We start from the raw sequence: 23,067 nt of genomic DNA on the forward strand, positions 1-23,067 counted from the left end.
CGGCGCGCGGCTCGTAGGCGTGCGGGTTGAAGCCGGCGGGAATCAGCGGCACGACCTCGGCCTTGTCGCCGACGATGTTCGCCACATAACTGTAATACGGATGCAGGGTAATGCCGATGCGCAGGCGTTTGGCCTGATCGGCGCTGGCCAGCGGGCTCAGCAGGCAGGCGCACAGGCCGATCAGCAGCAGGCGCAGGAAAGGACGGCGTTGAGATGAACTAGGCATGGGCAAGCGGTCTTCTCTCGAATGAAGGCGAGGGTTCAATGACGATGTTCGCGGGTCACCCCGGCATCGAATTGCGCGACGATCTGTTTCCAGCCGGCGGCGGACAGCGCTGCGTCGGACAGGTCTGCCGGCGCTTGCAGGTCGGTGGCGCGGTTGAGCCAGATGTCCGGCGCGGCGTCATCGGCTGCGTTCAGGCGCATCAGAAACGAACCGGCCACGGCCGGTGCCTGGCTGTGGCCGAAGTAGGCGCGGTCGGCCAGCAACTGCCAGGCATGACCACCACGACTCACGGAACTGGCGTCCTGGGCGAACGGCGCGAAACCTTCATCCGCCAGGTTCTGCGGGGTTGGCAGCTTTTGCTGTTCTTCGCGCAGCAGGTGGATTTCGTCGAGGGTTACTCGCAGGTCGGCGTAGATGCCTTGCTCGCTGGCGCCGAGGTCGCGACGGGCATCGAGCTGATGGCTGGAAACCGGTTCGGGTTCGTGGGACACCCCGCGCCACGCCACCACGGAACCGGCGACCGCGAGGATCAACAGGCACATCAACAGCACATTGAGGGTTTCGTGCCCGGCACCGGCCGGGCGTACAACCTGGGTAGTCGGCGTGGTCATGGGGCTTCGATATCCGCTTGGTCGATTTCGACCACGTGACCGGGACCTGCGTCGAACAGCACGTAGAACTCGGCGCCGGGTTTCTTGAACGTCAGGGTCGAATCGGCGCCGAGCTTGCCCGGCACCAGGATGGTTTCGTCGTAGCCGATCACATCGAGGGTCACCCCCGGTGCGCCGCTGCCGTCGGAGAAGCCGCCGGTGCATTTGATCTGCTCGGCGTCGATGGCCTTGCACTCGCACATCGGGTTGTGGGCCAGGGCGCTGGCGCTGAAACCGGCACACAGCACCAGCATCAGGCTGCTCAGGCGCAGGCGGGAAAAGCGTCGGGCGAGAGTCATGGTTTGGCTCCTTGTTTGTTCAGCCAGGCGATGGTGGCGGGGGAGGCCTGGCTCAGGGGGATCGAGGCCTGATGCATGCTGCCGTCCCAGCCTTCCATGGTGATCCACAGTTCGGCGTCGGTTCGGGTCTTTTCCGGAATCGGCAACTGGGTGCCCATGCGATACGGCGTGCCGAAGAAGATCACCCCGGCGGCGCGCAGGCTTCGCGGTTTGCCGATGCGCAGGTAGGTGGCCTTGACCTGATCGATGCAGGCATCACACAACGCGACATTGAAGCTTTTCATGTGGCCGGCAGGCCCGGCGGGGCGGGGCGCCTCGTCACGGAATTCGGCCATGCGCAGGCTCCAGGGGCCGACCTGGACTTCTCCGACTTCGCGTTCGCCCAGGCCAGTGTCGCCGCGAAACAGAGACTGGTCCGCAAAGTACCGGGGCATGAAGCCCAGCGGGATCAACAGCAGCAACACGTTGATGTGGAAGCGCCACTTGTGCCAGAACAGGCTCAGGCGTGAAGGACGGTTTGCAACGTTGGACTGGCTCACGGGTTGACCTCCGACGGTTCACGGTTCAGGGCCGGTTGCGCCTTGACGCGTTGCTTCTTGTGCTCGCGCTTGAGGGCGTTGGCGGTGGCCAATGCGGTGCGTTTGGTCCAGATCAGCAGTCCGCTGAGCACCATCATGCTCAGCAACAGCCCGAAGAAGAACCAGATCAACTTGATCCACAACCCGCCGAAGTCACCGGTGTGCAACGGCCGCATGGATTCGGTGACGAACTCCAGCGAAGTCCGGTCGGACAGCAGGCGCGAGGCAGCGATTTCGCCGTTGTACGGATTGATCGTCGCGCGCTGATACATCAACGGATACCAGCCGCGCCCCCCGATATCGAGGTGGCTGTAGGCGTTGCCCGGCAGGCTGACATAGCTGGTTTCCAGCCCGGGGATTTTCTGCTGGGCGATCTCGATCGCGCGATCGAGGCTGATCTGCGGGGCCGGCGAACCGTCCGCCGAGAGGGGCACGCTCTCACGGGACATGGCCGGAATCACCGGTTCGCTCGAGATGGAAATGTGGTTGTCGGCCAGCAGCGCCTGAATCAGGAACCAGGTGCCGGTAATCGAAATCACCGCAATGAACCAGATCGACCAGATGCCGCTGAGGCGGTGGAAATCGCCCCAGAAAATCCGCGCGCCGTGGCGAAATCGCAAGGTCGGGCTGAAAAAGCCTTTCCAGAAACGCTTGTACACCACCAGCCCGGTCACCAGCGAGGCGAGCATGGGCAGGCCGAGGATCGACACCAGGTACCAGCCCCAGCTGTAGCCGTTGGTGAAGGGCACCAGCCACCAGCCATGCAGGGCGCGGGTGAAACCTTTGAAATTGAACGCCGGGGCTTCGCCCTGAATGACGCCCGTGTACGGGTTGACGTAGACCGTCAGCGAGCGCCCGTCGGGGTAGCTCACGCGGACATCGAGGGCAAAGTGCGATTCATCGGGGCGGTCGATCTCTTGCACGACCGTTTGCGGCTCGGCTTTCTTGATGGCCGCGATGATCTGGTCGTAGCTGAGCAGCGGCGCATCGTCCGACGGCGCGCTGGCACGCATTTGCGGGTTGGCCAGCCAGACGATTTCCTGGCTGACCACCGCCAGGGTGCCGGTGACGCAGACGATCAGCACGAAAAACCAGATCGGCAACGCCAGCCAGCTGTGTACCAGGAACCACAGTTTCGAGCGGGATTTCTTCGACATGATGACAAGTCTTGATTCAGAGTGAGGGGGCGGTACTACGGGCTTCGCAGCACGGGGTTCCCCTGAAAGGCCGGTCGTGGCTTTTGCCTACGCGACCAGCCCGCATCTCTATAAGACGGATGACCGAAGCAAATCCCGATAAACGATATGAAAGTAAATGTTTCGCGATTGCATGTTGCTGTCGCAGGGGCGGATTTCTGCGAGGAAGGCGAAGCAGTCCGACGGAACATGCCGTCGGATTGAAGGAGGGGAATCAGCGGAGAAAGTCGAGTGCTTCGGCCAGCAACAGTTCAGGGACTTCTTCGGCGAGGTAATGCCCGGCAGGCAAAGCCTCGCCCCGTACGTCGGTGGCAACCTGTTGCCATTCCTTGAGCGGATCGAAGCAGCGACCGACCGTGCCCTCGGCGCCCCACAGCACCAGCAGCGGCAGGTTCAGGTGACGACCGGCCGCGAGATCGGCGCGATCATGTTCCAGGTCGATGCCAGCACTGGCGCGGTAATCCTCGCAGATCCCCCGAGCACTGCCGGGACGTTCCAGGCAACGCCGGTATTCGCTGAGTGCCTCGTCGGTGAAAGGCGCGAGCCCGGCGCTGCGACTGCCCATGACGCTGCGCAGATAACCTTCGGGATCGGCTTCGATCAGGGTTTCCGGCAACGGCGCCGGGCGGATCAGGAAGAACCAGTGCCAGTAGGCCCGGGCGAAGGCTTCATTGGTCTGGCTGTACATCACCAGCGTCGGCGCGATGTCGAGCAGGACCATGCGCTGCACGACGGCGGGATGATCAAGGGCCAGACGATGGGCGACCCGCGCGCCACGGTCATGGGCAAGGATCGAGAACTGCTCGAAACCCAACGCTTTCATCAATTGCACGCCGTCGCGGGCCATCTCGCGCTTGGAATAATTGAGGTGAGCCTCATCCGCCGGCGGTCGGCTGCTGTCGCCATAACCGCGCAGGTCGGCGGCGACTACCGTGAAGTGCTCCGCCAGTTGCTCGGCGATCTTGTGCCAGATGACGTGGGTCTGCGGGTGCCCGTGTAACAGCAGCAGGCCCGGGCCGCTGCCTTTGAGGCGGTAGCTGATGTCCACACCGTTGACGTGGCGCTGGTCTTTGACGAATCCGGCAAACATCGGGTGATCCTTTATTCAGGCGAGTGGCCTGCATCCTGAAATCGCCGGGCGTTCATGACAAGACGTGAAGCGTGGTTCGACGGTTCATGAATCGTGTTCGCCCATCCCCGCGCGCTGCACGGGAGTGGACACCCGGCGCTGTTAACCCTGCTGGAACATCTCTTTCGCCCGCTGCTCGATCTGTGCCTGGGTCAGGTCCTCCTTGCGCGTGGCGAGGAACCACAGATGCCCGTACGGATCTTTCAATGTCCCGCTGCGGTCGCCGTAGAACTGATCCTTGACCTCGGACACGGCTGTCGCCCCGGCCTCCAGCGCACGCTGAAAGGATTTGTCGACATCGGTCACGTACAGATGCAGACCGACCGACACCGCTGTGTCCGGATTGCTCAACGGCCCTTGATCGCACGGCGAGCCGAGCATGATCGCGCTGTCACCGATGCGCAGTTCGGCGTGGCCGATGCCGCCGTCGGGCATGCTCAGGCGCATGACTTCGGTGGCACCGAACGCCTTCTTATAGAAGTCGATGGCTTCGGCAGCTTTGTGAATGCCGAGGTACGGGGTAATGCTGTGATACCCCTCGGGAATGGGTTTGACGCTCATGGCGGTACTCCCTGTTATTTGTTGCCTGGTTTTTATTAGAGGTTGAAGGTGTGCCTTCGCCGGGGTTGCCGGTCGCTCAACTATAGATCCGTACCATCGCCCTGAACGACTACCCGACGAGCAGCCACCGCACTGTTCAGCCATCGACAGTGAAGCAACAGAATGCGCGGGTTTTTCATCGTCAGATACCCTGAAAATCCGCTGTAACCCCCGAAAGACAAGGCCTGTCGGTCAGGCACAGAAGCTGCAATGACCCGGTACAACACCGATACCGAGAGTCATCCATGTCTGAATCTGCCGTTTATCCGATCAACCCGCCGGCCGCCCACCGGATCGCCGACGACGTTGAAGCCTTGCGCGTGGCCGCGCAGGTCGCCGCCGTCTTGCAGGAACACGCCGCCGAGCGTGACCGCAACCGCGAAGTGCCCGCCGAGATCGTCGATCTGTATTCCAACAGTGGCCTGTGGGGCATCACCGTGCCGAAGGAATACGGCGGCGCGCAGGTGTCCTGTGCGGTGCTAGCGCAGGTGATTGCGATCATTTCCGCCGCCGATCCGTCGCTCGGGCAGATCCCGCAAAACCATTACTGCCTGCTCGAAGACATCCGCCTGCAAGGCACCCCGGCGCAGCAGGCGCATTTCTTTGAGCTGGCGCTGCAAGGTCATCGTTTCGCCAACGCGCTGTCGGAAACCGGCGGCAAGAATGTGCAGGACATTCAGGCGACCCTCCGCCGTTATGGCGCCGGTTTCGTGATCAACGGTCGCAAGGGCTACTGCACCGGTTCGCTCTACGCCCACTGGCTGGCGGTGCTGGCGCTGGATGAAGAACAGAAGGGCCAGTTGGCCTTCGTCGAACGTGGCACGAAAGGGCTGGTGATCGTTGATGATTGGGACAGCATCGGCCAGCGCACCACGTCCAGCGGCACGGTGCTGGCGCAAGATTTACAGGTGGCACCATTCAATCTGTTTCCGACGTACCGTTCCTACGAGAACCCGACCCTGGCCGGGCCGTTCGCACAGTTGACCACCGCCGCCATCGACGCCGGCATCGCCCGGGCAGCCTTGCGCGATACCGTGGAATTTGTCCGCCAGTTCGCCCGACCGTGGATCGATGCGGGTGTGGAAAAGGCCAGTGAAGATCCGCTGACGATCATTCAGATCGGCGCGCTGGAAATCCGCCTGGAAGCCGCCGAAGCCTTGCTCGAACGCGCGGGTTGGGCGCTCGACGCTGCACGTCCGGCACCGGATGAAGACAACGTCGCGCTGGCGTCCCTGGCCGTGGCCAAGGCCAAAGTGCTGACCACCGAAATCGCCATCGAGGCCAGCAACAAGCTGTTCGAACTCGGCGGTACCCGCTCGACCCTGAAGAAGCACAACTTCGACCGCCACTGGCGCAACGCTCGGGTCCATACCCTGCATGACCCAGTGCGCTGGAAATACCACGTGGTCGGCAACTGGCTGCTCAACGGGGTCAAACCACCGCGCCACGACTGGTCCTGATCATGGCCGAATGGTTCAAGCACATTTACTGGGCCGACATCGCTCAGGCCTGTCTCGACACCCTGAGCATGCTCGGCGCGGCGCTGCTGTTCACGGTGTTGCTGGGCTTGCCGCTGGGGTTGCTGCTGTTCCTCACCGGCAAGCGCCAGTTGCATGAAACGGTTGGCCTGTACCGGGTGCTGTCGGTGATCGTGAACATGCTGCGTTCGCTGCCGTTCATCATTTTGCTGATCGTGCTGATTCCGCTGACTACGTTGCTGGTGGGCACCTCGCTGGGCGTGCCCGGGACCATTCCGCCATTGGTGGTCGGTTGCACACCATTCTTTGCGCGGCTGGTGGAAACCGCGTTGCGCGAAGTCGATCGCGGCGTGGTCGAGGCGACCCAGGCGATGGGCGCCAACACCTGGCAGATCATCCGCCACACCCTGTTGCCGGAAGCCCGCGGCGGGTTGCTGGCGGCAGTCACGGTCACCGCCATCGTGCTGGTGGATTACACGGCGATGGCCGGCGTGATTGGTGGCGGCGGGCTCGGTGATCTGGCGATCCGCTACGGCTATCAGCGCTTTCAGACTGACGTGATGGTGGTCACCGTGGTGTTGCTGCTGATTCTGGTGCAGGCCCTGCAAATGACCGGCGACCGTCTGGTGGCGCACTACAGCCGACGCTGACAAAACAGTTTCAACCCATAAAAGGCCCCACGTTCACCCCACGACGGCCACTCAAATCTGCCTTGGAGCACAGCATGAAAAAGACCCTGGCCGTACTGGCTGCCGTACTGTCGTTCGGCGCCCATGCCAACGAAAAACTGATCGTCGGTGCCACCCCGGTGCCGCACGCGGAAATCCTCGAGTTCGTCAAACCGACCCTGGCCAAGGAAGGCGTGGATCTGGACATCAAGGTCTTCACCGACTTCATCCAGCCCAACCAGCAACTGGCGCTGAAAAACCTCGACGCCAACTATTACCAGTACCGGCCGTTTCTCGATGATTTCAACAAGACTCGCCATACCGATCTGGTGCCGGTGGTCGGCGTGCACATCGAACCGTTCGGTGCTTACTCGACCAAGATCAAGAACATCTCGGAGCTGAAGGACGGCGCCAGCGTGTCGATCCCCAACGACCCGGTGAACACCGGTCGCGCCTTGGTGCTGTTGCACGAGGCGGGGCTGATCAAGCTCAAGGATCCGAGCAACACCCTGGCCACCCAGCGCGACATCGTCGAAAACCCCAAGCACCTGAAAATCCGTGAACTGGAGGGCGCGTTGCTGGCTCGTTCGGTGAGTCAGGTGGACCTGGCGTTCGTGTTCGCCAACTACGCGCTGGAAGCCGGGATCGACACCAACAGCGCGCTGATCGTCGAGAAGGGCAAGAGTCTATACATCGAGTTTCTGGTCGCACGTCCCGACAACATCAACGACCCGGGCCTGCAGAAACTGGCCAAGGCGTTGAATTCCGATGAAGTGCGTCAGTTCATTCTGACCCGCTACAAAGGGCAGATTGCGCCGGGCTTCTGATGGATCGAATTGGGGGTTCCCATGGCATGGGAACCCTCACTTGGGTGCGTCGAGAAAGTGCGCCCCCGGCCCTTGCTCGCCCAGCACATCGCCCTGATTGCGCAGCGGGCAGGCTTCCATCGACAGGCATCCGCAGCCGATGCAACCGGTCAGTCGATCCCGCAGCAGCATCAACTGATTGATCCGCTCGTCCAGCTCCCGCCGCCACTGCTCCGACAACACTTTCCAGTCCGCCGCCGTTGGTGCGCGGTTGTCCGGTAGCTGTTTCAACGCCTCGCCGATTTCTGCCAGCGGAATGCCCAGGCGTTGCGCCACCTTGATCAGCGCCACCCGCCGCAGTACTTCCCGTGGATAACGCCGCTGGTTGCCGGCATTGCGCTGGCTCTTGATCAACCCTTTGGATTCATAAAAGTGCAGGGCGGTGACCGCCACACCGCTGCGGGCCGCGACTTCGCCGACGGTCAATTGCTTGTGCACATTTTCCGCAGTGACCATTTGCAAATTGCCCCTTGACCTCTAGTTAACTCGAGGTTTTACCCTGCAGGCCTTCGAATCGCAAGATTCGTCTGACAGAGTGGGGATGTCATGCAAGCACCAGCGAAAAACCGCAGCTTTACCCAATTGATCGAATTTGAAATCGAACCCGGCCAGCAACCGGCGCTGGTCTCGGCGCTGGCGGTGCAGACTGAACGTCTGGCCCAGCGTTACGCCGGTTTCGTCAGCGCCAGCGTCCAGGCCAGCGACGATGGCCGGCGAGTGTTGAGCTTTCTGCAATGGCAGTCCCGCGAGGCGGGGGAGGCGGCGTTCCAGAGTTTCGAAACCGGCGAGCAGGATTTCTGGCAACTGATCCGCACCCATCAGGCGCGCACCGTGACCTTCGGTTCATTCCAGGTGCTGAGCAGCATCGCCCGCAGTCATGACGACGGCTTGCACTGCCAACTGGTTGGCTAGATCGACAGCTGGATCAAGCGCTCGCCTTGCAGGTTTTCCGTGGGTCGCCGCTTGTTCACCGCCAGTTCGCCGATCTTGATCAGCCGCGTGCGGGTGACGTTGCGGCTCAGGCCGAGCAGGGACGCAGTGTGCACCTGGTTGTAATGGCAGAAGCGATAAGCCGCGCGCAGCAACGCGTCTTCGACTTTTTCATGCAGGGCGCCGGCCTGTTGCTCGAAGAGTTTCTGGAAGGCGCGTTCCAGCAGCGCTTCCGGTGAGTCGTCGGCGGTCGCGTGCTGATCGTCCGGACGGTCGATGCGCAGGTTCGACAGGCGCAGATCGTCGCGTTCGATCACGCCGTTACGGCAGATCAACAGCGTGTGATGGATGACGTTTTCCAGTTCGCGGATGTTGCCCGGCCAACTGTAGCCGCGCAGCTTGTGCTCGGCGCCGGGGCTGATGGTGATGCGTCCGTAGCCCAGGCGCTGACTGTAGGCCTCGATGAAATGCCGGGTCAGCGGCAGGATGTCGCCGGGCCGATCGCGCAACGGGCTCAGCTCCAGATTGACCACGTTCAGCCGGTAATACAGATCCTCGCGGAAATGCCCGGCGTTGATGGCTTTCTCCAGTTGCACGTTGGTCGCCGCCAGCACTCGCACATCGATGGGAATGCTCTTGCGCGAACCCAGGCGCACCACTTCACGCTCCTGCAACACCCGCAGCAATTTGACCTGAATGGACATCGGCAGATCGCCGATTTCATCAAGGAACAAGGTGCCGCCATCCGCCTCTTCAAACCATCCGGCCTTGGCGCTGAGGGCGCCGGTGAAGGCGCCTTTTTCGTGGCCGAACAGTTCGGCTTCCACCAGCGATTCGGAAAACGCCCCGCAGTTCACCGCAATGAACGGCCGGTTGCGCCGGTTGCTCAGGTTGTGGATGTGCCGCGCTACCAACTCTTTGCCGGTGCCGGTTTCGCCGATGATCAGCACGCTGGCTTCGCTCGGCGCGACCTGTTGCAGATGCGCGAGCAGGGCCTGGGATTTCGGGTCTTCGAACACCTGGGCAGTGGCGCGAATCGAAGTGGCCAGGGCGGGTGAGGGCGGCAGGGTCAGCAGTTGCATGGGTCTCGCTCCACGAAAGGAAATCAGGAATAGAACGTCGGCACCGGCAGGGACTGGTTCAGCGCCCAGTCGCCCAGCTCGTGGAGTTTGTAATCCAGCGGGTCGTGCAAGGTTTGCGTGCGCAGGTTGCGCCAGTGTCGGTCGAGACGCAGCGACGCGTGGGTCGAACGGGCGCCGGTGACTTCGAACAATCGGCTGCAAATCTCCAGGCCCTGACGACTGGCGGCGACCTTGGCGGTGGCAATCGCCGTGGCGAGGTGACCGCGTTCTTCGGCGCTGAGGTTAGGGCCTTTGGCCCAGGCCTCGTCGAGCAACGCAGCGGCGCGTTCCACCAACAACCGGATGCCTTCGAGGGCGACCCAGAACTCGCCGTAATGCGCCAGCACATAAGGATCTTCACGCACCTCGCGCACCGAGGATTTGTGCCAGACGCGGGTTTCACTCAGGGTGTATTGCCGCGCCTCTTCGAACGCCCCTTCGGCGATGCCGAGAAACATGTGGGTGAACGTCAGTTGTGCAATCAACGGGCGCAAACAGGCGAACGGTGTGCTCAACGGGCCCGGATCCAGCAACAGTTCCGATTCTTCGACCCGCACCCGTTCGAACGTGGCGCTGCCGCTGTCGGTCTGGCGCTGGCCGATGTTGTTCCAGTCGTTGTGCAGGGTGATGCCGCTGCGGCCGCTGGGGATCGCCGCGATCAGCAGTTTTCCGCCGTTGCTTTCGTCCACCGCCGAGGCAATCAGCATCTGTGAATCGCTGGCGCCGGAGCAGAAGCTCTTCTTGCCGGAAAACTCGCGCCAGCCACCCAGATCCTTGACCACGGTGCGGGTGTCCAGCGGATTGAGCGCGTTGCCCCAGAACCAGTTCTGCCGCGCGGTCTGTTCGAACCACGGTTGCCATTGTTCCGGGCGGGAAAACAACCGGACGGTGGCGAGCATTAAATGATGAAAACCGAAGACGTGGGCGATCGAGCTGTCGACCTTGGCGAATTCGCGCACGACTTCCAGGGTTTCGCTCCAGCGCGCGCCGAGGCCGCCGTAACGGGTGGGAATGCTCAGGGCCAGCAGACCGCTGTCGCGCAGGGCGTCGCGTTCGGCTTTTGGTGTGCCGCCACGCTCGTCGCGCTCGACGGCGGTCAGGGCAAATTCGGCGGCCAGTTGGCGGGCGGTCTGCAACGGGGAGAGCAGGGTGCTTTGCGGTTTGGCAGTCACTCGGTCTTCCTCAGGCGTTGGCTTTGGCGGGCAGAACATCGTTGGCGATCATTTCGCCGAACGGCCCGGTGAGGTTGGTGACACCGCGTCCAGCCAGGCTCGCGTACGGCTCGGGCAGCAGCGGGAACACCAGCTCGGCAAAGCGGTAGGCCTCTTCCAGATGCGGATAACCGGAGAAGATGAAGCTCTCGATGCCCAGATCCGCGTACTCCTTGATTCGCGCCGCCACTTGCTGCGGATCGCCGACCAATGCAGTGCCGGCACCGCCGCGCACCAGACCGACGCCGGCCCACAGGTTGGGGGCGATTTCCAGGTTGTCGCGGCGCCCGTCGTGCAGGGCGGCCATGCGTCGCTGGCCTTCGGAATCGAAGCGCGAAAAGGATTTCTGCGCGGCCTCGATGGTTTCGTCGCTGATGTGTTCGATCAGTTTGTCGGCGGCTTTCCAGGCTTCTTCGGCGGTCTCGCGCACGATCACGTGCAGGCGAATGCCGAACTTCACCTTGCGTCCGTGACGGGCGGCGCGTTCGCGCACATCGGCGAGTTTTTCGGCGACGGCGGCCGGTGGTTCGCCCCAGGTCAGGTACACGTCGACCTGCTCGGCGGCCAGATCGTGGGCCGCGTCGGAGGAACCGCCGAAGTACAGCGGCGGATAGGGTTTCTGCACCGGTGGATACAGGGCTTTGGCGTTCTGCACCTTCAGGTGTTTGCCTTCGAAATCCACCGCCTCGCCTTGCAACACGCGACGCCAGATCTTGAGGAATTCGTCGGTGACCTCGTAGCGCTCGCTGTGGCTGAGGAAACTGCCGTCGCCACGGTTTTCGTCGGGATCACCGCCGGTCACGACGTTGATCAATAGGCGGCCATTGGACAGTCGATCAAGGGTCGCGGCCATGCGCGCCGAGACGGTCGGCGAGATGATCCCCGGACGGATCGCCACCAGATAACGCAGGCGTTCGGTCAGCGGCACCAGCGCCGAGGCGATCACCCACGAATCCTCGCAGGAACGGCCGGTGGGAATCAGCACGCCGTGGTAACCGAGGCTGTCGGCGGCTTGCGCCACCTGTTTCAGGTAATTGAGGGTGACCGGGCGCGCGCCTTGGGTGGTGCCCAGATAGTGACCGTCGCCGTGGGTCGGCAGGAACCAGAAAACATCCATGAACTGCTCCTTAAGCGATTTTCAGCAACGGTTTGATGTGAGTGCCGAACAGTGGCGCGGCGCGTTCGGCGGCCAGGCGGATGCGCGCCTTGAGCGGTTCGCTGGTGATCTGGTAGTCGGCGAAATCGGCTTCGGTGGCGTACACGCCGATCGGCAGGGTCACGGCTTGGAAGAAACTGAACAGTGGGCGCAACTGGTGATCGAGGACCAACGCGTGGCGTTCGCTGCCACCAGTGGCGGCGAGCAGCACAGGCGTGTCGATCAGCGCATTCAGGTCGATCAGGTCGAACAAATGCTTGAGCAGTCCCGGATAGGAGCCGCGATAGACCGGCGCGGCGACGATCAGCAGATCAGCCTGTTCGATGGCCTGCAGTTCGGCTTCGATCTCGGCCGGCAGTTCCTGACGGGACAGTGCGGCGCCCAGCGGGCGGGCGATGTCACCGAGTTCGATGAGGTGACTCTCGACCGGCAGGTGCCCGGACAATTCGGCCAGCAAGGCCTGGGTCAGCACCAGGGTGCGAGACGGACGCCAGGTTCCGCCGGACAGGGCGACGACTTTCAGTGGACGCGACATGGTCAGTTCCTTTTTCAACAGTTGCTCGGCGAGCAGTGAGTAGTCACTGGAGCAGAGCAAGCGCTGTACCAATTCCTGTAAGGCCCGTATTCCGGGGCTTTGAGCGTTGTCGGCGGCTGTGCTAGTGTGACTTTCAAGCCGGTTTGTTGAACCGCTGTTGCCTGGGAAACAGTTGCTGGAGCAACAGTGCCGAACGCGATGAAGGATTTATAAAGGCTGACTGTTATTCCGTAAAAGACTGTTAATTGATATTGATAGGTCTTTTGAGAATATGCAGGACGAATCCTTCCCGAATTCTGATAGCCACTATTGAGAGCGTTGATTTCTGCCAAAGCGTGCCCGGGCGTACCTTTTCTCCATCGACCCACACTGCTCGCCAGGACGCTCCCATGAATCGTTTACTGACTGTTTCCCTGATGCTCTCTCTCTCCGTTCTCGCTGGTTGCGCGAGCCACGTTTCCCCGGAACTGCGCCCTTACACGGCGGAAGAAACCCGCGAACTGGCGCTGGAAACCTTGAACCGCAGCGGCTTGTCGTTCGAGGAATACCACGCGAAGAAAGCCCAACTGCTTGGCCAGCCGCAGAAGACTTTCGGTTTCGACAGCAAGGGTGAAATGAGCGCCGAGCGGGCCGTACAGCTGCATGGTCGTCCTAGCTGATACGTAACTGTACTGCTCGAAGTTTTACCCAACTGTCCGTGGGTTTGCGCGGCGCCGTGGGATAGGGTCAACACCTGAATGACCCTGACGGACTGCCTTCTATGACCCTCTCGCTCGACCTGCTGCTGGGCTTTGCCCTGTTTGCCCTTGTCACCTCGATCACACCGGGGCCGAACAACACCATGTTGCTGGCATCGGGGGTGAACTTCGGCTTTAACCGCACCATTCCCCATATGCTCGGTATTACCTGCGGTTTCTTCGTGCTGGTGGTGGCGGTGGGTTTTGGCCTGGGCGCGGTGTTCCAGACTTATCCGCTGCTTTATACGGTCCTGCGTTACGTCGGCGCGGCGTACTTGCTCTATCTGGCTTGGAAGATCGCTCACTCCGGCCCGGTCGGTGATAGCGAGCAGGGCGAGGCGAAACCGATCAGCTATCTCGGCGCGGCGGCTTTCCAGTGGGTCAATCCAAAGGCGTGGATCATGGCCATCGGTGCCATCAGCACGTACACGCCGATGCAGGGTTATTTCACCAACGTGATCGTGATTGCGGCGGTGTTTGCCATCATCAACCTGCCGAGCGTCGGCGTCTGGGCGGCTTGCGGGACCTTGCTGCGCAACGTGCTCAAGGATCGCCGCTGGTTGCGGTTGTTCAACTGGGGCATGGCAGCGCTGCTGGTGATCTCGCTGTATCCGTTACTCCTTGAAAGCTTTAGCTGACGCAGCGCTACAACCGCCGGCCCGATGCCTGTTAAAGTCGCGTTCAGGAGCGTTCCTACGCACTTTTAAATGAAGTTGTTCTTCTTTAACGGCATCCGATCAGGTATTGATGACGCTCTCGAACCCGGACGCAGCTCACAAGGCTGCGTCGTGCCGTTTGTAGACACGAGCTTCCTGATCCCGGAACACGCTCTGCGAGTCTTTTTATGAACACACGTCCGCTGTATTTCGATTACGCCGCCACCACCCCGGTGGACGAGCGGGTCATCCAGGTGATGATCGAGTGTCTGGGTTTCAACGGTAACTTCGGCAACCCGGCCTCCAGCTCCCACGCTTTCGGCCAGCAGGCCCGGCAAACGGTCGAGAACGCTCGCCGACAAGTCGCCGAACTGGTCGGCGCCCAGGCGCAGCAGATCGTCTGGACCTCCGGCGCTACAGAATCCAACAACCTCGCCCTTAAAGGTGTGGCTCAGGCCCGTGGTGTGTCCGGCGGGCACATCATCACCAGTCAGATCGAACACAAGGCCATCCTCGACACCGCCCGGCAATTGCAGGACGCGGGTGTCGCCGTGACTTATCTGGTGCCGGATGCCGAAGGCCTGATCACCCCGCAAGCGGTCAGCGAAGCGATGCGCGATGACACCTTTCTGGTGTCGCTGATGCTGGTCAACAACGAACTCGGCACCGTCAACGACATCCCGGCCATCGGCGAAGTGGTGCGTGGGCGTGGGGCGTTGTTCCATGTCGATGCTGCCCAGGGCGCCGGCAAGGTCGCGATCGATCTGGCGCAGTGGCCGGTGGACCTGATGTCGTTCTCGGCGCACAAGCTTTACGGCCCTAAAGGCATCGGCGCGCTGTACGTCGGCCCGCATGCGCAGCAGCGTTTGCAGGCGCAGATTCACGGTGGTGGCCACGAGGGCGGGTTGCGTTCCGGAACGCTGGCGACTCACCAGATCGCTGCCATGGGCTCGGCATTTGCCTTGGCCGCCGAAGCTTTCGATGACGAGAAGAAAACCATCGTCGCGCTGCGCGAGCGTCTGCTCGAACAACTCTTGAGCCTGCCTGGCGTGCGCCTCAATGGCAGCAGCACCCAACGTATCCCGCACACCTTGAGCCTGACCTTCAGCGAAGGCGAGTTCAACCCGGCAGCGCTGAGCCATTCGATCGCGTTTTCCGCGACCTCGGCCTGCAATTCCGCCAGCAACGCGCCGTCCCACGTCTTGCTGGCATTAGGGCATGACGCGCACCTGGCCGGCCGTACCATTCGCCTGAGCCTCGGCCGTTTCACCACCGCCGAGGACATCGACAAGGCTGTAGAACTGATCAAGACCGCCTGCGCCAGTGCTCCGGCATTCTGGGCGACAGGGCTTTAACGAGCCGGCTTCGAACGGCACCGAACAATAACGATGAAGTGATTGGCAGGAGACATGATGAGTACCCAGACTTTGACCGAAGGAACGGTTCCCCAGCGCCTCGCGCACACCCGTGAACTGATGCGTCGCGAAGGTATCCACGCGTTGCTGGTGCCGTCCGCCGACCCGCACCTGTCGGAATACCTGCCGGGTTACTGGCAGGGCCGGCATTGGCTGTCGGGTTTTCATGGCTCGGTCGGCACGTTGATTGTCACCACCGATTTCGCCGGGGTCTGGGCCGACAGCCGTTACTGGGAACAGGCGACCAAGGAACTCAAGGGCAGCGGCATCGAACTGGTGAAACTGCAACCGGGTCAGCCGAGCCCGCTGGACTGGCTGGCCGAGCAGACGCCGGAAGGTGGCGTGGTCGCGGTTGACGGCGCGGTGATGGCGGTTGCGTCGGCACGTACGCTGGGCAGCAAGCTCGAAGCTCGGGGCGCCAGTCTGCGGACCGACATCGACGTGTTGAAAGAAGTCTGGAGCGATCGCCCGGCGTTGCCGAATGCGCCGATCTATCAGCACCTGCCACCGCAGGCGACTGTCAGCCGTGGCGAGAAACTCGGCAAACTGCGCGAAACCCTGCAGGAACGCGGCGCCGATTGGCATTTCATCGCCACCCTCGACGACATCGCCTGGCTGTTCAACCTGCGCGGCGGCGATGTGTCGTTCAACCCGGTGTTCGTTTCCTTCGCCCTGATCAGCCAGCAGCAAGCCACGCTGTTTGTGGCCTTGAGCAAGGTCGATGCTGAGCTGCGTGTCGTGCTGGAAAAGGACGGCGTGACCCTGCGTGACTACAGCGAAGTCGCCGACGCCTTGCGTGCGATCCCGAGTGGCGCGAACCTGCTGGTGGATCCGGCGCGGGTCACCAGTGGTCTGTTGGATAACCTCGACACTGGCGTGAAACTGGTCGAAGGCCTGAACCCGACCACACTGGCCAAGTCGCAGAAGAGCCTGGCGGACGCCGCACACATTCGTCAGGCGATGGAGCAGGATGGCGCGGCGCTGTGCGAGTTTTTCACCTGGCTGGAATCGGCTTGGGGTCGTGAGCGCATTACCGAACTGACCATCGACGAAAAACTCACGGCGGCCCGTGAGCGTCGTCCGGATTATGTGTCGCTGAGTTTCAACACCATTGCCGCGTACAACGCCAACGGCGCGATGCCGCATTACCACGCCACACCGGAAGAACACGCGGTGATCGAGGGTGATGGCTTGTTGCTGATCGATTCCGGTGGTCAATACCTGGGCGGCACTACCGACATCACGCGCATGGTGGCTGTTGGTACGCCAACCGAAGAGCAGAAGCGCGATTGCACTCGTGTGCTGAAAGGCGTGATTGCCTTGTCCCGTGCGCGATTCCCGAAAGGCATTCTGTCGCCGTTGCTGGATGCGATTGCCCGCGCGCCGATCTGGGCCGAGAACGTGGACTATGGTCACGGCACCGGTCACGGCGTGGGTTACTTCCTCAACGTTCACGAAGGTCCGCAGGTGATCGCCTATCAGGCGGCGCCGGCACCACAAACCGCCATGCAACCGGGGATGATCACTTCCATCGAACCGGGCACTTATCGTCCGGGCCGCTGGGGTGTGCGGATCGAGAACCTGGCGATGAACGTTGAAGCGGGAAGCAGCGAATTCGGTGAGTTCCTCAAGTTCGAAACCCTGACCCTGTGCCCGATCGACACCCGCTGCCTGGAACCGTCGTTGCTGACGCAGGAAGAGAAACAGTGGTTCAACGCCTATCACGCCGAAGTGCGCGAGCGCCTGAGTCCGCTGCTTGAAGGCGCGGCACTGGAATGGCTGAACACGCGTACTGCCGCTATCTGATCGGTTGAAGCTCGGGCGCTGCAGCCAGCGCCTGGGTCATGAAATCGACAAACGCGTTGACCCTGGCGGACTGGCGACGGTTCGCCGGGGACACAGCGTGAATCGGCAATGATCGGGTCTGGTAGTCCTGCAGCAGGGCGATCACTCGGCCCGCCTTCAAATCCTCGCTGAACAACCAGACCGGTGACAGCGAAATCCCCAATCCTCCCAAGACCATTTCGCGGATCGCTTCGGAGTTGTTGCTCTGGGCGTTGCCCTGGATGCGTACGTCGTGGTGTTGGCCATCCTTCTCGTAGGTCCACAGATTCTGAGTGCTGAGCAGGTTGAATTGCAGGCAGTTGTGCTGCGCAAGATCCTGAGGTGATTGTGGGTGACCGTGCCGTTGCAGGTAATCGGGCGTCGCCACCGTGAGCCGGTGGGTGGTGCCAATGCGCCGGGCGATCATGCCGCTGTCGTTCAACTCGCCGATGCGCAGGCTGACGTCCAGGCCTTCGCTGACCAGATCCAGATTCTGATCGCTCAGTTGCAGGTCGACCTGCACCTGCGGATAGCGCTGCAGAAATTCCGCCAGTCGCGAAGCGATCTGCAAGCGGCCGAAGCTGACGGAGGAGCCGATTCGCAGAGGACCGGCCACGGTTTCCCTGCCGGACTGGAAGCTGTGCTCGGCGGCATCCACGGCAGCGAGGATATTTCGACATTCGTTGTAGTACCGCTGACCTTCATCGGTCAGTGACAGCTTGCGTGTACTGCGGGCAATCAGCTTGCCGCCCAATTGACTCTCAAGAGCGCGCAGGACTTTGCTGATGGTCGGCTGGGTGGTGTGCAGTTCCCGGGCAACGGCGGAGAAACTGCCGCGTTCGACCACCCGGACGAAGATGGTCATTGCGTTGAGCTTGTCCATGAAGCACCTCATTCATGCCGATTTGGCATGATCACTATAGTCATTTGGCGTCTTATCGGCATGGAGCTGCTGCGGGAACATGGCTTCACTTTCTCCCGCAGGAATGACCGAAATGACTGACTCACTGAACATGAAAGCCCTGATAGTGGACACCCCGAACGGGCCGTTACGCTTGGTTTCCCTGGAGCGCCCCGTGGCAGAGGCCGGGCAGGTATTGGTGCGGATCAAGGCCAGCGGTGTGAATCCGCTGGATCTGAAAATCCGAGCAGGGCAGGCCGCCCATGCCCGGCAACCGTTGCCAGCGGTGTTGGGGTTGGATCTGGCGGGTGTGATCGAAGCGGTGGGTGAGGGCGTGCAGGATTGGGCGCCGGGCGATGAGGTGTATGCGTTGGCCACGGGGATTGGTGGCGCGCAAGGTTCGCTGGCCGAGTTTGCAGTGGTGGACGCGCGACTGCTGGCGCGTAAGCCTTTGAACCTGAGCCGGCGCGAGGCCGCGAGCCTGCCATTGATATTGATCACGGCGTGGGAAGGCCTGGTGGATCGGGCTCGGGTGAGTGCGGGGCAGAAGGTGTTGATTCACGGTGGTGCGGGTGGTGTCGGGCATGTGGCCGTTCAACTGGCCCGAGCATTCGGTGCTGAAGTGTATGCAACAGGGTCTGCGGGACAACGCTCGATCATTGAGGGTTACGGCGCGACGTTCATCGATTATCGAGAGAGCTCGGTGGAGGACTATGTCGCCGAGTTCACGGCGGGAGAGGGGTTCGACATTGTTTATGACACGGTCGGGGGAGAGACGCTGGACGCCTCGTTCAAAGCCGCACGGACCTACAGCGGGCATGTGCTCAGTTGCCTCGGTTGGGGGCAGCACAGTCTTGCGCCGTTGTCGTTTCGTGGGGCGACGTATTCGGGCGTGTTCACCTTGTTGCCGTTATTGACCGGCAGGGGCTGTGAGCATCATGGCGAGATTTTGCGACAGGCTGCCGCGCTGATTGAGTCCGGTCAGCTGCGACCTCTGCTTGATCCGCGTCGGTTCACGCTGGAAACCGCCGGGGAAGCCCATGAGCTGCTGGCGACGAAAGCAGCTCAGGGGCGTCTGGTGGTGGAGATTTAGCGAAGGGCTTCCACTACAAAGTCGAGCCGGTCCTGACCGAAGAACAACTGGTTGTCGATGAACATGCTCGGCGCACCGAAGACGCCACGCTTCACGGCGATTTCGGTGTTGTCCTTTAGTGCGGCCTTGACTGCTTCATCGTTGGTCAATGCCAGTACTTCTTCAGGATTGAAGCCATGTTCAGTCAGCACGGCGGCAACCGCTGCCGGCTCATCGAGGGGGCGGCCTTCAACCCACAGCGCTTTGAACAGGCAATCGATGAATGCCAGGAAGCGATCAGGATGACGCAGTTGAATGCCGGTGACCGCGCGCATCAACATCAGGGTATTGATCGGGAAATGCGGGTTGAATTTAAGGGGCATGCCGTAGCGTTTGGCGTAGCGGTCCAGGTCCTGAAACATGTAGCGACCCTTGGCCGGGATCATTGCCGGCGACGCGTTACCGGTGGCTTTGAAGACGCCGCCCAGCAACATCGGAATGTAGATCAACTGGCTACCGTTTTCGGCGCAGATTTTCGGCAGTTGGGTGTACGCCAGATAAGTGGCGGGGCTGCCGAGATCGAAATAGAACTCCACGGTTTTGCTCATGTTCGCTGCACTCTGTTTTTGTTATTGGGGGGATTACCAGCGCTCGTTCCACGGACGCAGATCCAGTTCGAACGTCCAGGCATCCCGTGGCTGGCTATGCAGATACCAGTAGTTCTCGGCGATGTGTTCTGGATTGAGAATGCCGTCTTGGTCCTTGGTGGCGTATTTGTCAGGGAAGTTGTCGCGGATGAAATCGGTATCGATGGCGCCGTCGACCACAACGTGGGCGACATGAATGTTCATCGGGCCAAGCTCTCTGGCCATGCTCTGTGCCAGAGCCCGGATACCGTGCTTGGCCCCGGCGAATGCGGCAAAGCCTGAGGCACCGCGCAATCCAGCAGTGGCACCGGTGAACAGGATCGTGCCGCGGCTACGGATCACCATCCGTTTGGCGACTTCCCGGGCATTGAGGAATCCGGAAAAACAGGCCATTTCCCAGATCTTGAAATACTTGCGTGCGGTTTCTTCGAGGATGCTGCAGGGCACGTTGGCGCCGATGTTGAAAACGAATGCTTCAATCGGGCCCAGGCGGGTTTCGATATCTTCGATCAGTGCTACCACGTCTTCTTCCTTGCGCGCGTCGCAGGCAAAACCGTGGGCTTCACCGCCGTCCGCCTGAATCGCTTCCACCAACGGCTGCAATTTTTCGGCACTGCGGCGCGTGACGCACGCGACGAAACCTTCCTTGGCGAACCGCTTGGCGATGGCGCCGCCCGTGGCATCACCTGCACCGACAACCAATACGACCTTCTTGTTATTCATGGGTAGATCCCTTTAGTAAACGATCGTTAAGTGAACGAACGTTATGCTAGGATTTGCTCAGCGTCAAGGCACTCAATGTGAGGACAAATACATGCGGTACTCCGCCGGTCACAAGCTGGAAACCAAAGAAAAGCTCCTGCAAAGCAGCTCGCTGTCTGCGAAAAAGACCGGGTTTTCATCAATGGGCGTCGATGGCCTGATGAAGGCAATCGGCTTGAGCGGGGCGGCGTTCTACAGCCATTTCTCGTCCAAGGACGCCTTGTTTGCGGCTATCGTCGAGCGAGAGTTGTGCCAGAGTCTGGAGCGCTTGGGCGGGCAGGGTACGCAGGATCGCGAACGGCTGGAGCGGTGCCTGAAACTGTATCTGAACATGGCCCATGTCGAGCAACCCGAACTGGGCTGCGCATTACCTGCGCTGGGCGCCGAGATAGCGCGGTCGGATATTGTTGTGAGGGAGCAGGCCGAGCTGTGGATTTGCAAGCTTCAGGAAAGTTGGGCGCAGATTCTGGAAAGCGACAGCCTGGCTTGGGCGATTCTGTCGCAATGTGTCGGAGCGCTGGTCGTGGCACGTATGCTGGCGTCACCGAAGATTCAGCAGCGGGTGCTGAACTCCTGTCATGAAGAGATCGGACACCAGCTCGCCGCTTCGCGAGTGCAGTAGCGGCGATGGTTTATTTGCAGATGACGATCATGCTGCGGCTGGTATAGCCGGCGGGGTTGAGACCGAAGGGGTAATCACCCGGTTCTTCCACGGCATCGCCTGACTTTGCGATGACCTTGTAGCCCTTCGGTGCGCAAGAGTTTGCAGCGCTGGCGTAGCACTTGTCCCAAGAGGAGGACAACCCCGAACAGTTGATGTGCAGCCCTTTCTTGCCATGCTTGACCTGGGTCTTCGACGTCGCCGCGCAGCCCGCAACGGCGAGTATGGCGATCAGTATCAAAATTCGTTTCATTACCGTCCTTATGGCGGCCTCGAGTCTGGCGCTCGGGTCTGCCTGTATGCGCTCTCGCTTGACGCGTTCCGATGTCCGTATCCGAAAAAATCCATGTCTGGCATTGGGTTGCGAGGCTAAACATGGCCTAAATGAGCGCCAAATGCCAGACCTTCGTTCAATCCCCTTTCAATCCGCCGCGATGGCGGGTTTGGCAGTGCTGCCCATGGTCATGGTTGCACCGACGGAGGCCAGAATAATGCACAGGATCGCCATCCATTGTGACAAAGAAAGGTATTCCTGAAGGAATAGCAGGCCCGACAGTGCGCCGAAGGCCGGTTCGATGCTCATCAGGGTGCCGAAGGTGCGGGCGGGCATGCGGGTGAGGGCGACCATTTCCAGTGTGTAGGGGAGGGCGGTAGACAGGATTGCGACGCCGATAGCGATCGGGATCAGTGCCGGAGTCAGCAATGCGCTGCCTGCGTGGACGATACCGATGGGGGCGACGAACAGGGCTGCGATCATCACGCCAAGCGCCGCGGTGGTCACGCCGTTATCGGCGCCGGCCTTCTGGCCGAACAGAATGTATAGCGCCCAGCAAACGCCGGCTCCCAGTGCATAACCTGCACCCACCAGATCGATACCCGCTGTCGTAGCGCCGGTTGGTATCAACAGCAACAAGCCGATGGCAGCCAAGGCAATCCATAGAAAGTCGATTGCGCGGCGTGAGGCATAGATGGCGACTGCCAGCGGCCCGGTGAACTCCAGGGCGACGGCGATGCCGAGGGGGACAGTGCGCAACGACATATAGAAGAGGAAGTTCATCCCTCCTAGCGCCATCCCGTAGACAATCACTGTACGCAGCGATTTGGCTGTCAGCTTCGCTCTCCAGGGTTTTAGCAATAACAGCATGATCACGCTGGCGAAGATCAGGCGCAGGGTGGTAGTGCCTTGAGCGCCAACGATGGGGAACATGCTTTTAGCCAGCGAGGCGCCGGACTGGATTGATGCCATGGCTATTAATAGAAGGCCAACCGGGAACAGGGTTGAGGCAAGGCTGCGAGGCTGGTCGTTCATTGCGTGGCATCATCCGGGGAAGGAACTGAGGTGTGTTGGGCAATATAGTGCGCACTCGCTGCGTTCGCGTCTATATAGAAGCGGCCTTTTTCCCTCTCTTGATAGAAACGCAAATTAAGGGTTGACGGCAGATTCTGAGTCTCTATAATTCGCCCCACTTCCGGCGCAATCGAAACGGAAAACTCCTTGAGATTCAATGAGTTAAGTAGGTTTCGAGAGCGGGTCGCTTCAGTTCATCGAAGCCTGGAAGGAGTTGGAAATGCCGGTTTGTTCGGTGCTTTCAACGGTTCGATCTTCTCAGTCGAAAGCGGAGAAAAGAGGTGTTGACAGCAGCGTGTAACGCTGTAGAATTCGCCTCCCGCTAACGAGAGATCGGAAGCGCAAGTGGTTGAAGTTGTTGAAGAAATCTTCGAAAACTTCTGAAAATAATCACTTGACAG

The 23,067-nt window shown here is 61.0% G+C and carries 26 protein-coding genes and 1 pseudogene; 10 read left to right on the forward strand and 17 right to left on the reverse strand.

What is annotated here, in order from left to right; translation table 11 throughout:
* The 7 genes and pseudogenes from K5E37_RS27090 to K5E37_RS27120 form a co-directional block, all read right to left on the reverse strand.
* Nucleotides 1–226, reverse strand: a pseudogene (locus tag K5E37_RS27090) (ABC transporter substrate-binding protein); the annotation flags it as partial.
* Between the two features lie 35 nt (nt 227–261).
* Nucleotides 262–837, reverse strand: coding sequence for a DUF6162 family protein (locus tag K5E37_RS27095; RefSeq protein WP_085607074.1), 576 nt, complete (start codon nt 835–837; stop codon nt 262–264).
* Nucleotides 834–1,175, reverse strand: a complete 342-nt coding sequence (locus K5E37_RS27100) for a hypothetical protein (protein ID WP_007955813.1) — start codon at nt 1,173–1,175, stop codon at nt 834–836. The genes K5E37_RS27095 and K5E37_RS27100 overlap by 4 nt, the downstream gene beginning before the upstream one ends.
* Entirely contained in the window at nt 1,172–1,714 is a 543-nt protein-coding gene (locus tag K5E37_RS27105) for a thiamine pyrophosphate-binding protein (RefSeq protein WP_085607072.1), read from the reverse strand. Before K5E37_RS27105 ends, K5E37_RS27100 begins: the two co-directional genes overlap by 4 nt.
* On the reverse strand, nt 1,711–2,910 hold the full coding sequence (locus tag K5E37_RS27110; protein ID WP_085607070.1) for a PepSY domain-containing protein: 1,200 nt from the start codon (nt 2,908–2,910) through the stop codon (nt 1,711–1,713). Before K5E37_RS27110 ends, K5E37_RS27105 begins: the two co-directional genes overlap by 4 nt.
* A 253-nt stretch (nt 2,911–3,163) precedes the next feature.
* Entirely contained in the window at nt 3,164–4,039 is an 876-nt protein-coding gene (locus K5E37_RS27115) for an alpha/beta fold hydrolase (protein ID WP_221535630.1), read from the reverse strand.
* Between the two features lie 141 nt (nt 4,040–4,180).
* Nucleotides 4,181–4,639 (reverse strand): VOC family protein, encoded by a 459-nt coding sequence (locus K5E37_RS27120; RefSeq protein WP_127799097.1) that lies wholly within the window; start codon nt 4,637–4,639, stop codon nt 4,181–4,183.
* Between the two features lie 284 nt (nt 4,640–4,923).
* Between K5E37_RS27120 and K5E37_RS27125 the strand changes: the two genes are divergently transcribed.
* The 3 genes from K5E37_RS27125 to K5E37_RS27135 all read left to right on the forward strand — a co-directional run bounded on the left by K5E37_RS27125 (nt 4,924) and on the right by K5E37_RS27135 (nt 7,651).
* The gene (locus tag K5E37_RS27125) at nt 4,924–6,138 is read left to right on the forward strand and encodes an SfnB family sulfur acquisition oxidoreductase (protein WP_221535631.1); all 1,215 of its coding nucleotides are present in this window, start codon (nt 4,924–4,926) and stop codon (nt 6,136–6,138) included.
* A 2-nt stretch (nt 6,139–6,140) separates the two neighbouring features.
* Nucleotides 6,141–6,806, forward strand: coding sequence for a methionine ABC transporter permease (locus K5E37_RS27130; protein WP_007955819.1), 666 nt, complete (start codon nt 6,141–6,143; stop codon nt 6,804–6,806).
* A 74-nt stretch (nt 6,807–6,880) separates the two neighbouring features.
* Nucleotides 6,881–7,651, forward strand: coding sequence for a MetQ/NlpA family ABC transporter substrate-binding protein (locus tag K5E37_RS27135; RefSeq protein ID WP_039770347.1), 771 nt, complete (start codon nt 6,881–6,883; stop codon nt 7,649–7,651).
* A 36-nt stretch (nt 7,652–7,687) separates the two neighbouring features.
* Here the strand turns inward: K5E37_RS27135 and soxR are convergent, their stop codons facing one another.
* Nucleotides 7,688–8,146: a redox-sensitive transcriptional activator SoxR gene (soxR, locus tag K5E37_RS27140; protein ID WP_221535632.1), complete on the reverse strand. Its 459-nt coding sequence runs from the start codon at nt 8,144–8,146 to the stop codon at nt 7,688–7,690.
* Between the two features lie 90 nt (nt 8,147–8,236).
* On the opposite strand from soxR, the gene K5E37_RS27145 reads away from it, so the two are divergent.
* The gene (locus tag K5E37_RS27145; RefSeq protein WP_007955823.1) at nt 8,237–8,602 is read left to right on the forward strand and encodes an antibiotic biosynthesis monooxygenase; all 366 of its coding nucleotides are present in this window, start codon (nt 8,237–8,239) and stop codon (nt 8,600–8,602) included.
* On the opposite strand, the gene K5E37_RS27150 is transcribed toward K5E37_RS27145, so the two are convergent.
* Genes K5E37_RS27150 through msuE form a run of 4 tightly spaced genes read right to left on the reverse strand, consistent with a single transcriptional unit; the run spans nt 8,599 to nt 12,643 of the window.
* Nucleotides 8,599–9,702, reverse strand: a complete 1,104-nt coding sequence (locus K5E37_RS27150; RefSeq protein ID WP_221535633.1) for a sigma-54-dependent Fis family transcriptional regulator — start codon at nt 9,700–9,702, stop codon at nt 8,599–8,601. The genes K5E37_RS27145 and K5E37_RS27150 overlap by 4 nt on opposite strands.
* Before the next feature lie 23 nt (nt 9,703–9,725).
* A complete protein-coding gene (locus K5E37_RS27155) occupies nt 9,726–10,913 on the reverse strand; it encodes an acyl-CoA dehydrogenase family protein (protein ID WP_007955826.1) in 1,188 nt (395 codons plus the stop codon).
* A gap of 10 nt (nt 10,914–10,923) precedes the next feature.
* Nucleotides 10,924–12,069, reverse strand: a complete 1,146-nt coding sequence (gene ssuD, locus K5E37_RS27160) for an FMNH2-dependent alkanesulfonate monooxygenase (protein ID WP_007955828.1) — start codon at nt 12,067–12,069, stop codon at nt 10,924–10,926.
* Between the two features lie 10 nt (nt 12,070–12,079).
* The gene (gene msuE / locus K5E37_RS27165; protein WP_007955830.1) at nt 12,080–12,643 is read right to left on the reverse strand and encodes an FMN reductase; all 564 of its coding nucleotides are present in this window, start codon (nt 12,641–12,643) and stop codon (nt 12,080–12,082) included.
* Between the two features lie 389 nt (nt 12,644–13,032).
* Between msuE and K5E37_RS27170 the strand changes: the two genes are divergently transcribed.
* From K5E37_RS27170 to K5E37_RS27185, 4 genes are all read left to right on the forward strand, one after another.
* Entirely contained in the window at nt 13,033–13,302 is a 270-nt protein-coding gene (locus K5E37_RS27170) for a hypothetical protein (RefSeq protein ID WP_221535634.1), read from the forward strand.
* 101 nt (nt 13,303–13,403) lie between these two features.
* Complete coding sequence (locus tag K5E37_RS27175; RefSeq protein WP_221535635.1) at nt 13,404–14,018, forward strand: LysE family translocator; 615 nt, start codon at nt 13,404–13,406, stop codon at nt 14,016–14,018.
* Nucleotides 14,019–14,224: 206 nt separating this feature from the next.
* Complete coding sequence (locus K5E37_RS27180; protein WP_221535636.1) at nt 14,225–15,391, forward strand: aminotransferase class V-fold PLP-dependent enzyme; 1,167 nt, start codon at nt 14,225–14,227, stop codon at nt 15,389–15,391.
* 57 nt (nt 15,392–15,448) lie between these two features.
* Nucleotides 15,449–17,257, forward strand: a complete 1,809-nt coding sequence (locus K5E37_RS27185) for an aminopeptidase P family protein (RefSeq protein ID WP_221535637.1) — start codon at nt 15,449–15,451, stop codon at nt 17,255–17,257.
* Here the strand turns inward: K5E37_RS27185 and K5E37_RS27190 are convergent.
* On the reverse strand, nt 17,250–18,158 hold the full coding sequence (locus tag K5E37_RS27190; RefSeq protein WP_221535638.1) for a LysR family transcriptional regulator: 909 nt from the start codon (nt 18,156–18,158) through the stop codon (nt 17,250–17,252). The two genes, K5E37_RS27185 and K5E37_RS27190, sit on opposite strands and share 8 nt — an antisense overlap.
* A gap of 112 nt (nt 18,159–18,270) precedes the next feature.
* On the opposite strand from K5E37_RS27190, the gene K5E37_RS27195 reads away from it, so the two are divergent.
* Nucleotides 18,271–19,269: a zinc-dependent alcohol dehydrogenase family protein gene (locus K5E37_RS27195; RefSeq protein WP_221535639.1), complete on the forward strand. Its 999-nt coding sequence runs from the start codon at nt 18,271–18,273 to the stop codon at nt 19,267–19,269.
* Here K5E37_RS27195 and K5E37_RS27200 read toward each other — a convergent pair.
* Both K5E37_RS27200 and K5E37_RS27205 read right to left on the reverse strand, forming a co-directional pair.
* The gene (locus K5E37_RS27200; RefSeq protein ID WP_085607047.1) at nt 19,266–19,856 is read right to left on the reverse strand and encodes a 2-hydroxychromene-2-carboxylate isomerase; all 591 of its coding nucleotides are present in this window, start codon (nt 19,854–19,856) and stop codon (nt 19,266–19,268) included. The genes K5E37_RS27195 and K5E37_RS27200 overlap by 4 nt on opposite strands.
* Nucleotides 19,857–19,889: 33 nt before the next feature.
* Nucleotides 19,890–20,618 carry an SDR family oxidoreductase gene (locus K5E37_RS27205; protein ID WP_221535640.1) on the reverse strand — a complete coding sequence of 243 codons (729 nt, stop codon included), beginning with the start codon at nt 20,616–20,618 and terminating at the stop codon, nt 19,890–19,892.
* Nucleotides 20,619–20,709: 91 nt separating this feature from the next.
* Between K5E37_RS27205 and K5E37_RS27210 the strand changes: the two genes are divergently transcribed.
* Entirely contained in the window at nt 20,710–21,279 is a 570-nt protein-coding gene (locus K5E37_RS27210) for a TetR/AcrR family transcriptional regulator (RefSeq protein ID WP_007955849.1), read from the forward strand.
* Between the two features lie 10 nt (nt 21,280–21,289).
* Here the strand turns inward: K5E37_RS27210 and K5E37_RS27215 are convergent, their stop codons facing one another.
* Both K5E37_RS27215 and rhtA read right to left on the reverse strand, forming a co-directional pair.
* Nucleotides 21,290–21,571 (reverse strand): hypothetical protein, encoded by a 282-nt coding sequence (locus tag K5E37_RS27215; protein WP_085607043.1) that lies wholly within the window; start codon nt 21,569–21,571, stop codon nt 21,290–21,292.
* Nucleotides 21,572–21,739: 168 nt separating this feature from the next.
* Entirely contained in the window at nt 21,740–22,627 is an 888-nt protein-coding gene (gene rhtA / locus K5E37_RS27220; protein WP_007955853.1) for a threonine/homoserine exporter RhtA, read from the reverse strand.
* Between the last annotated feature and the right edge of the window lie 440 nt (nt 22,628–23,067).

It is taken from the genome of Pseudomonas sp. RIT778 (assembly GCF_019718735.1).
In the GTDB taxonomy this organism is placed as follows: Bacteria; Pseudomonadota; Gammaproteobacteria; order Pseudomonadales; family Pseudomonadaceae; genus Aquipseudomonas; species Aquipseudomonas aphyarum.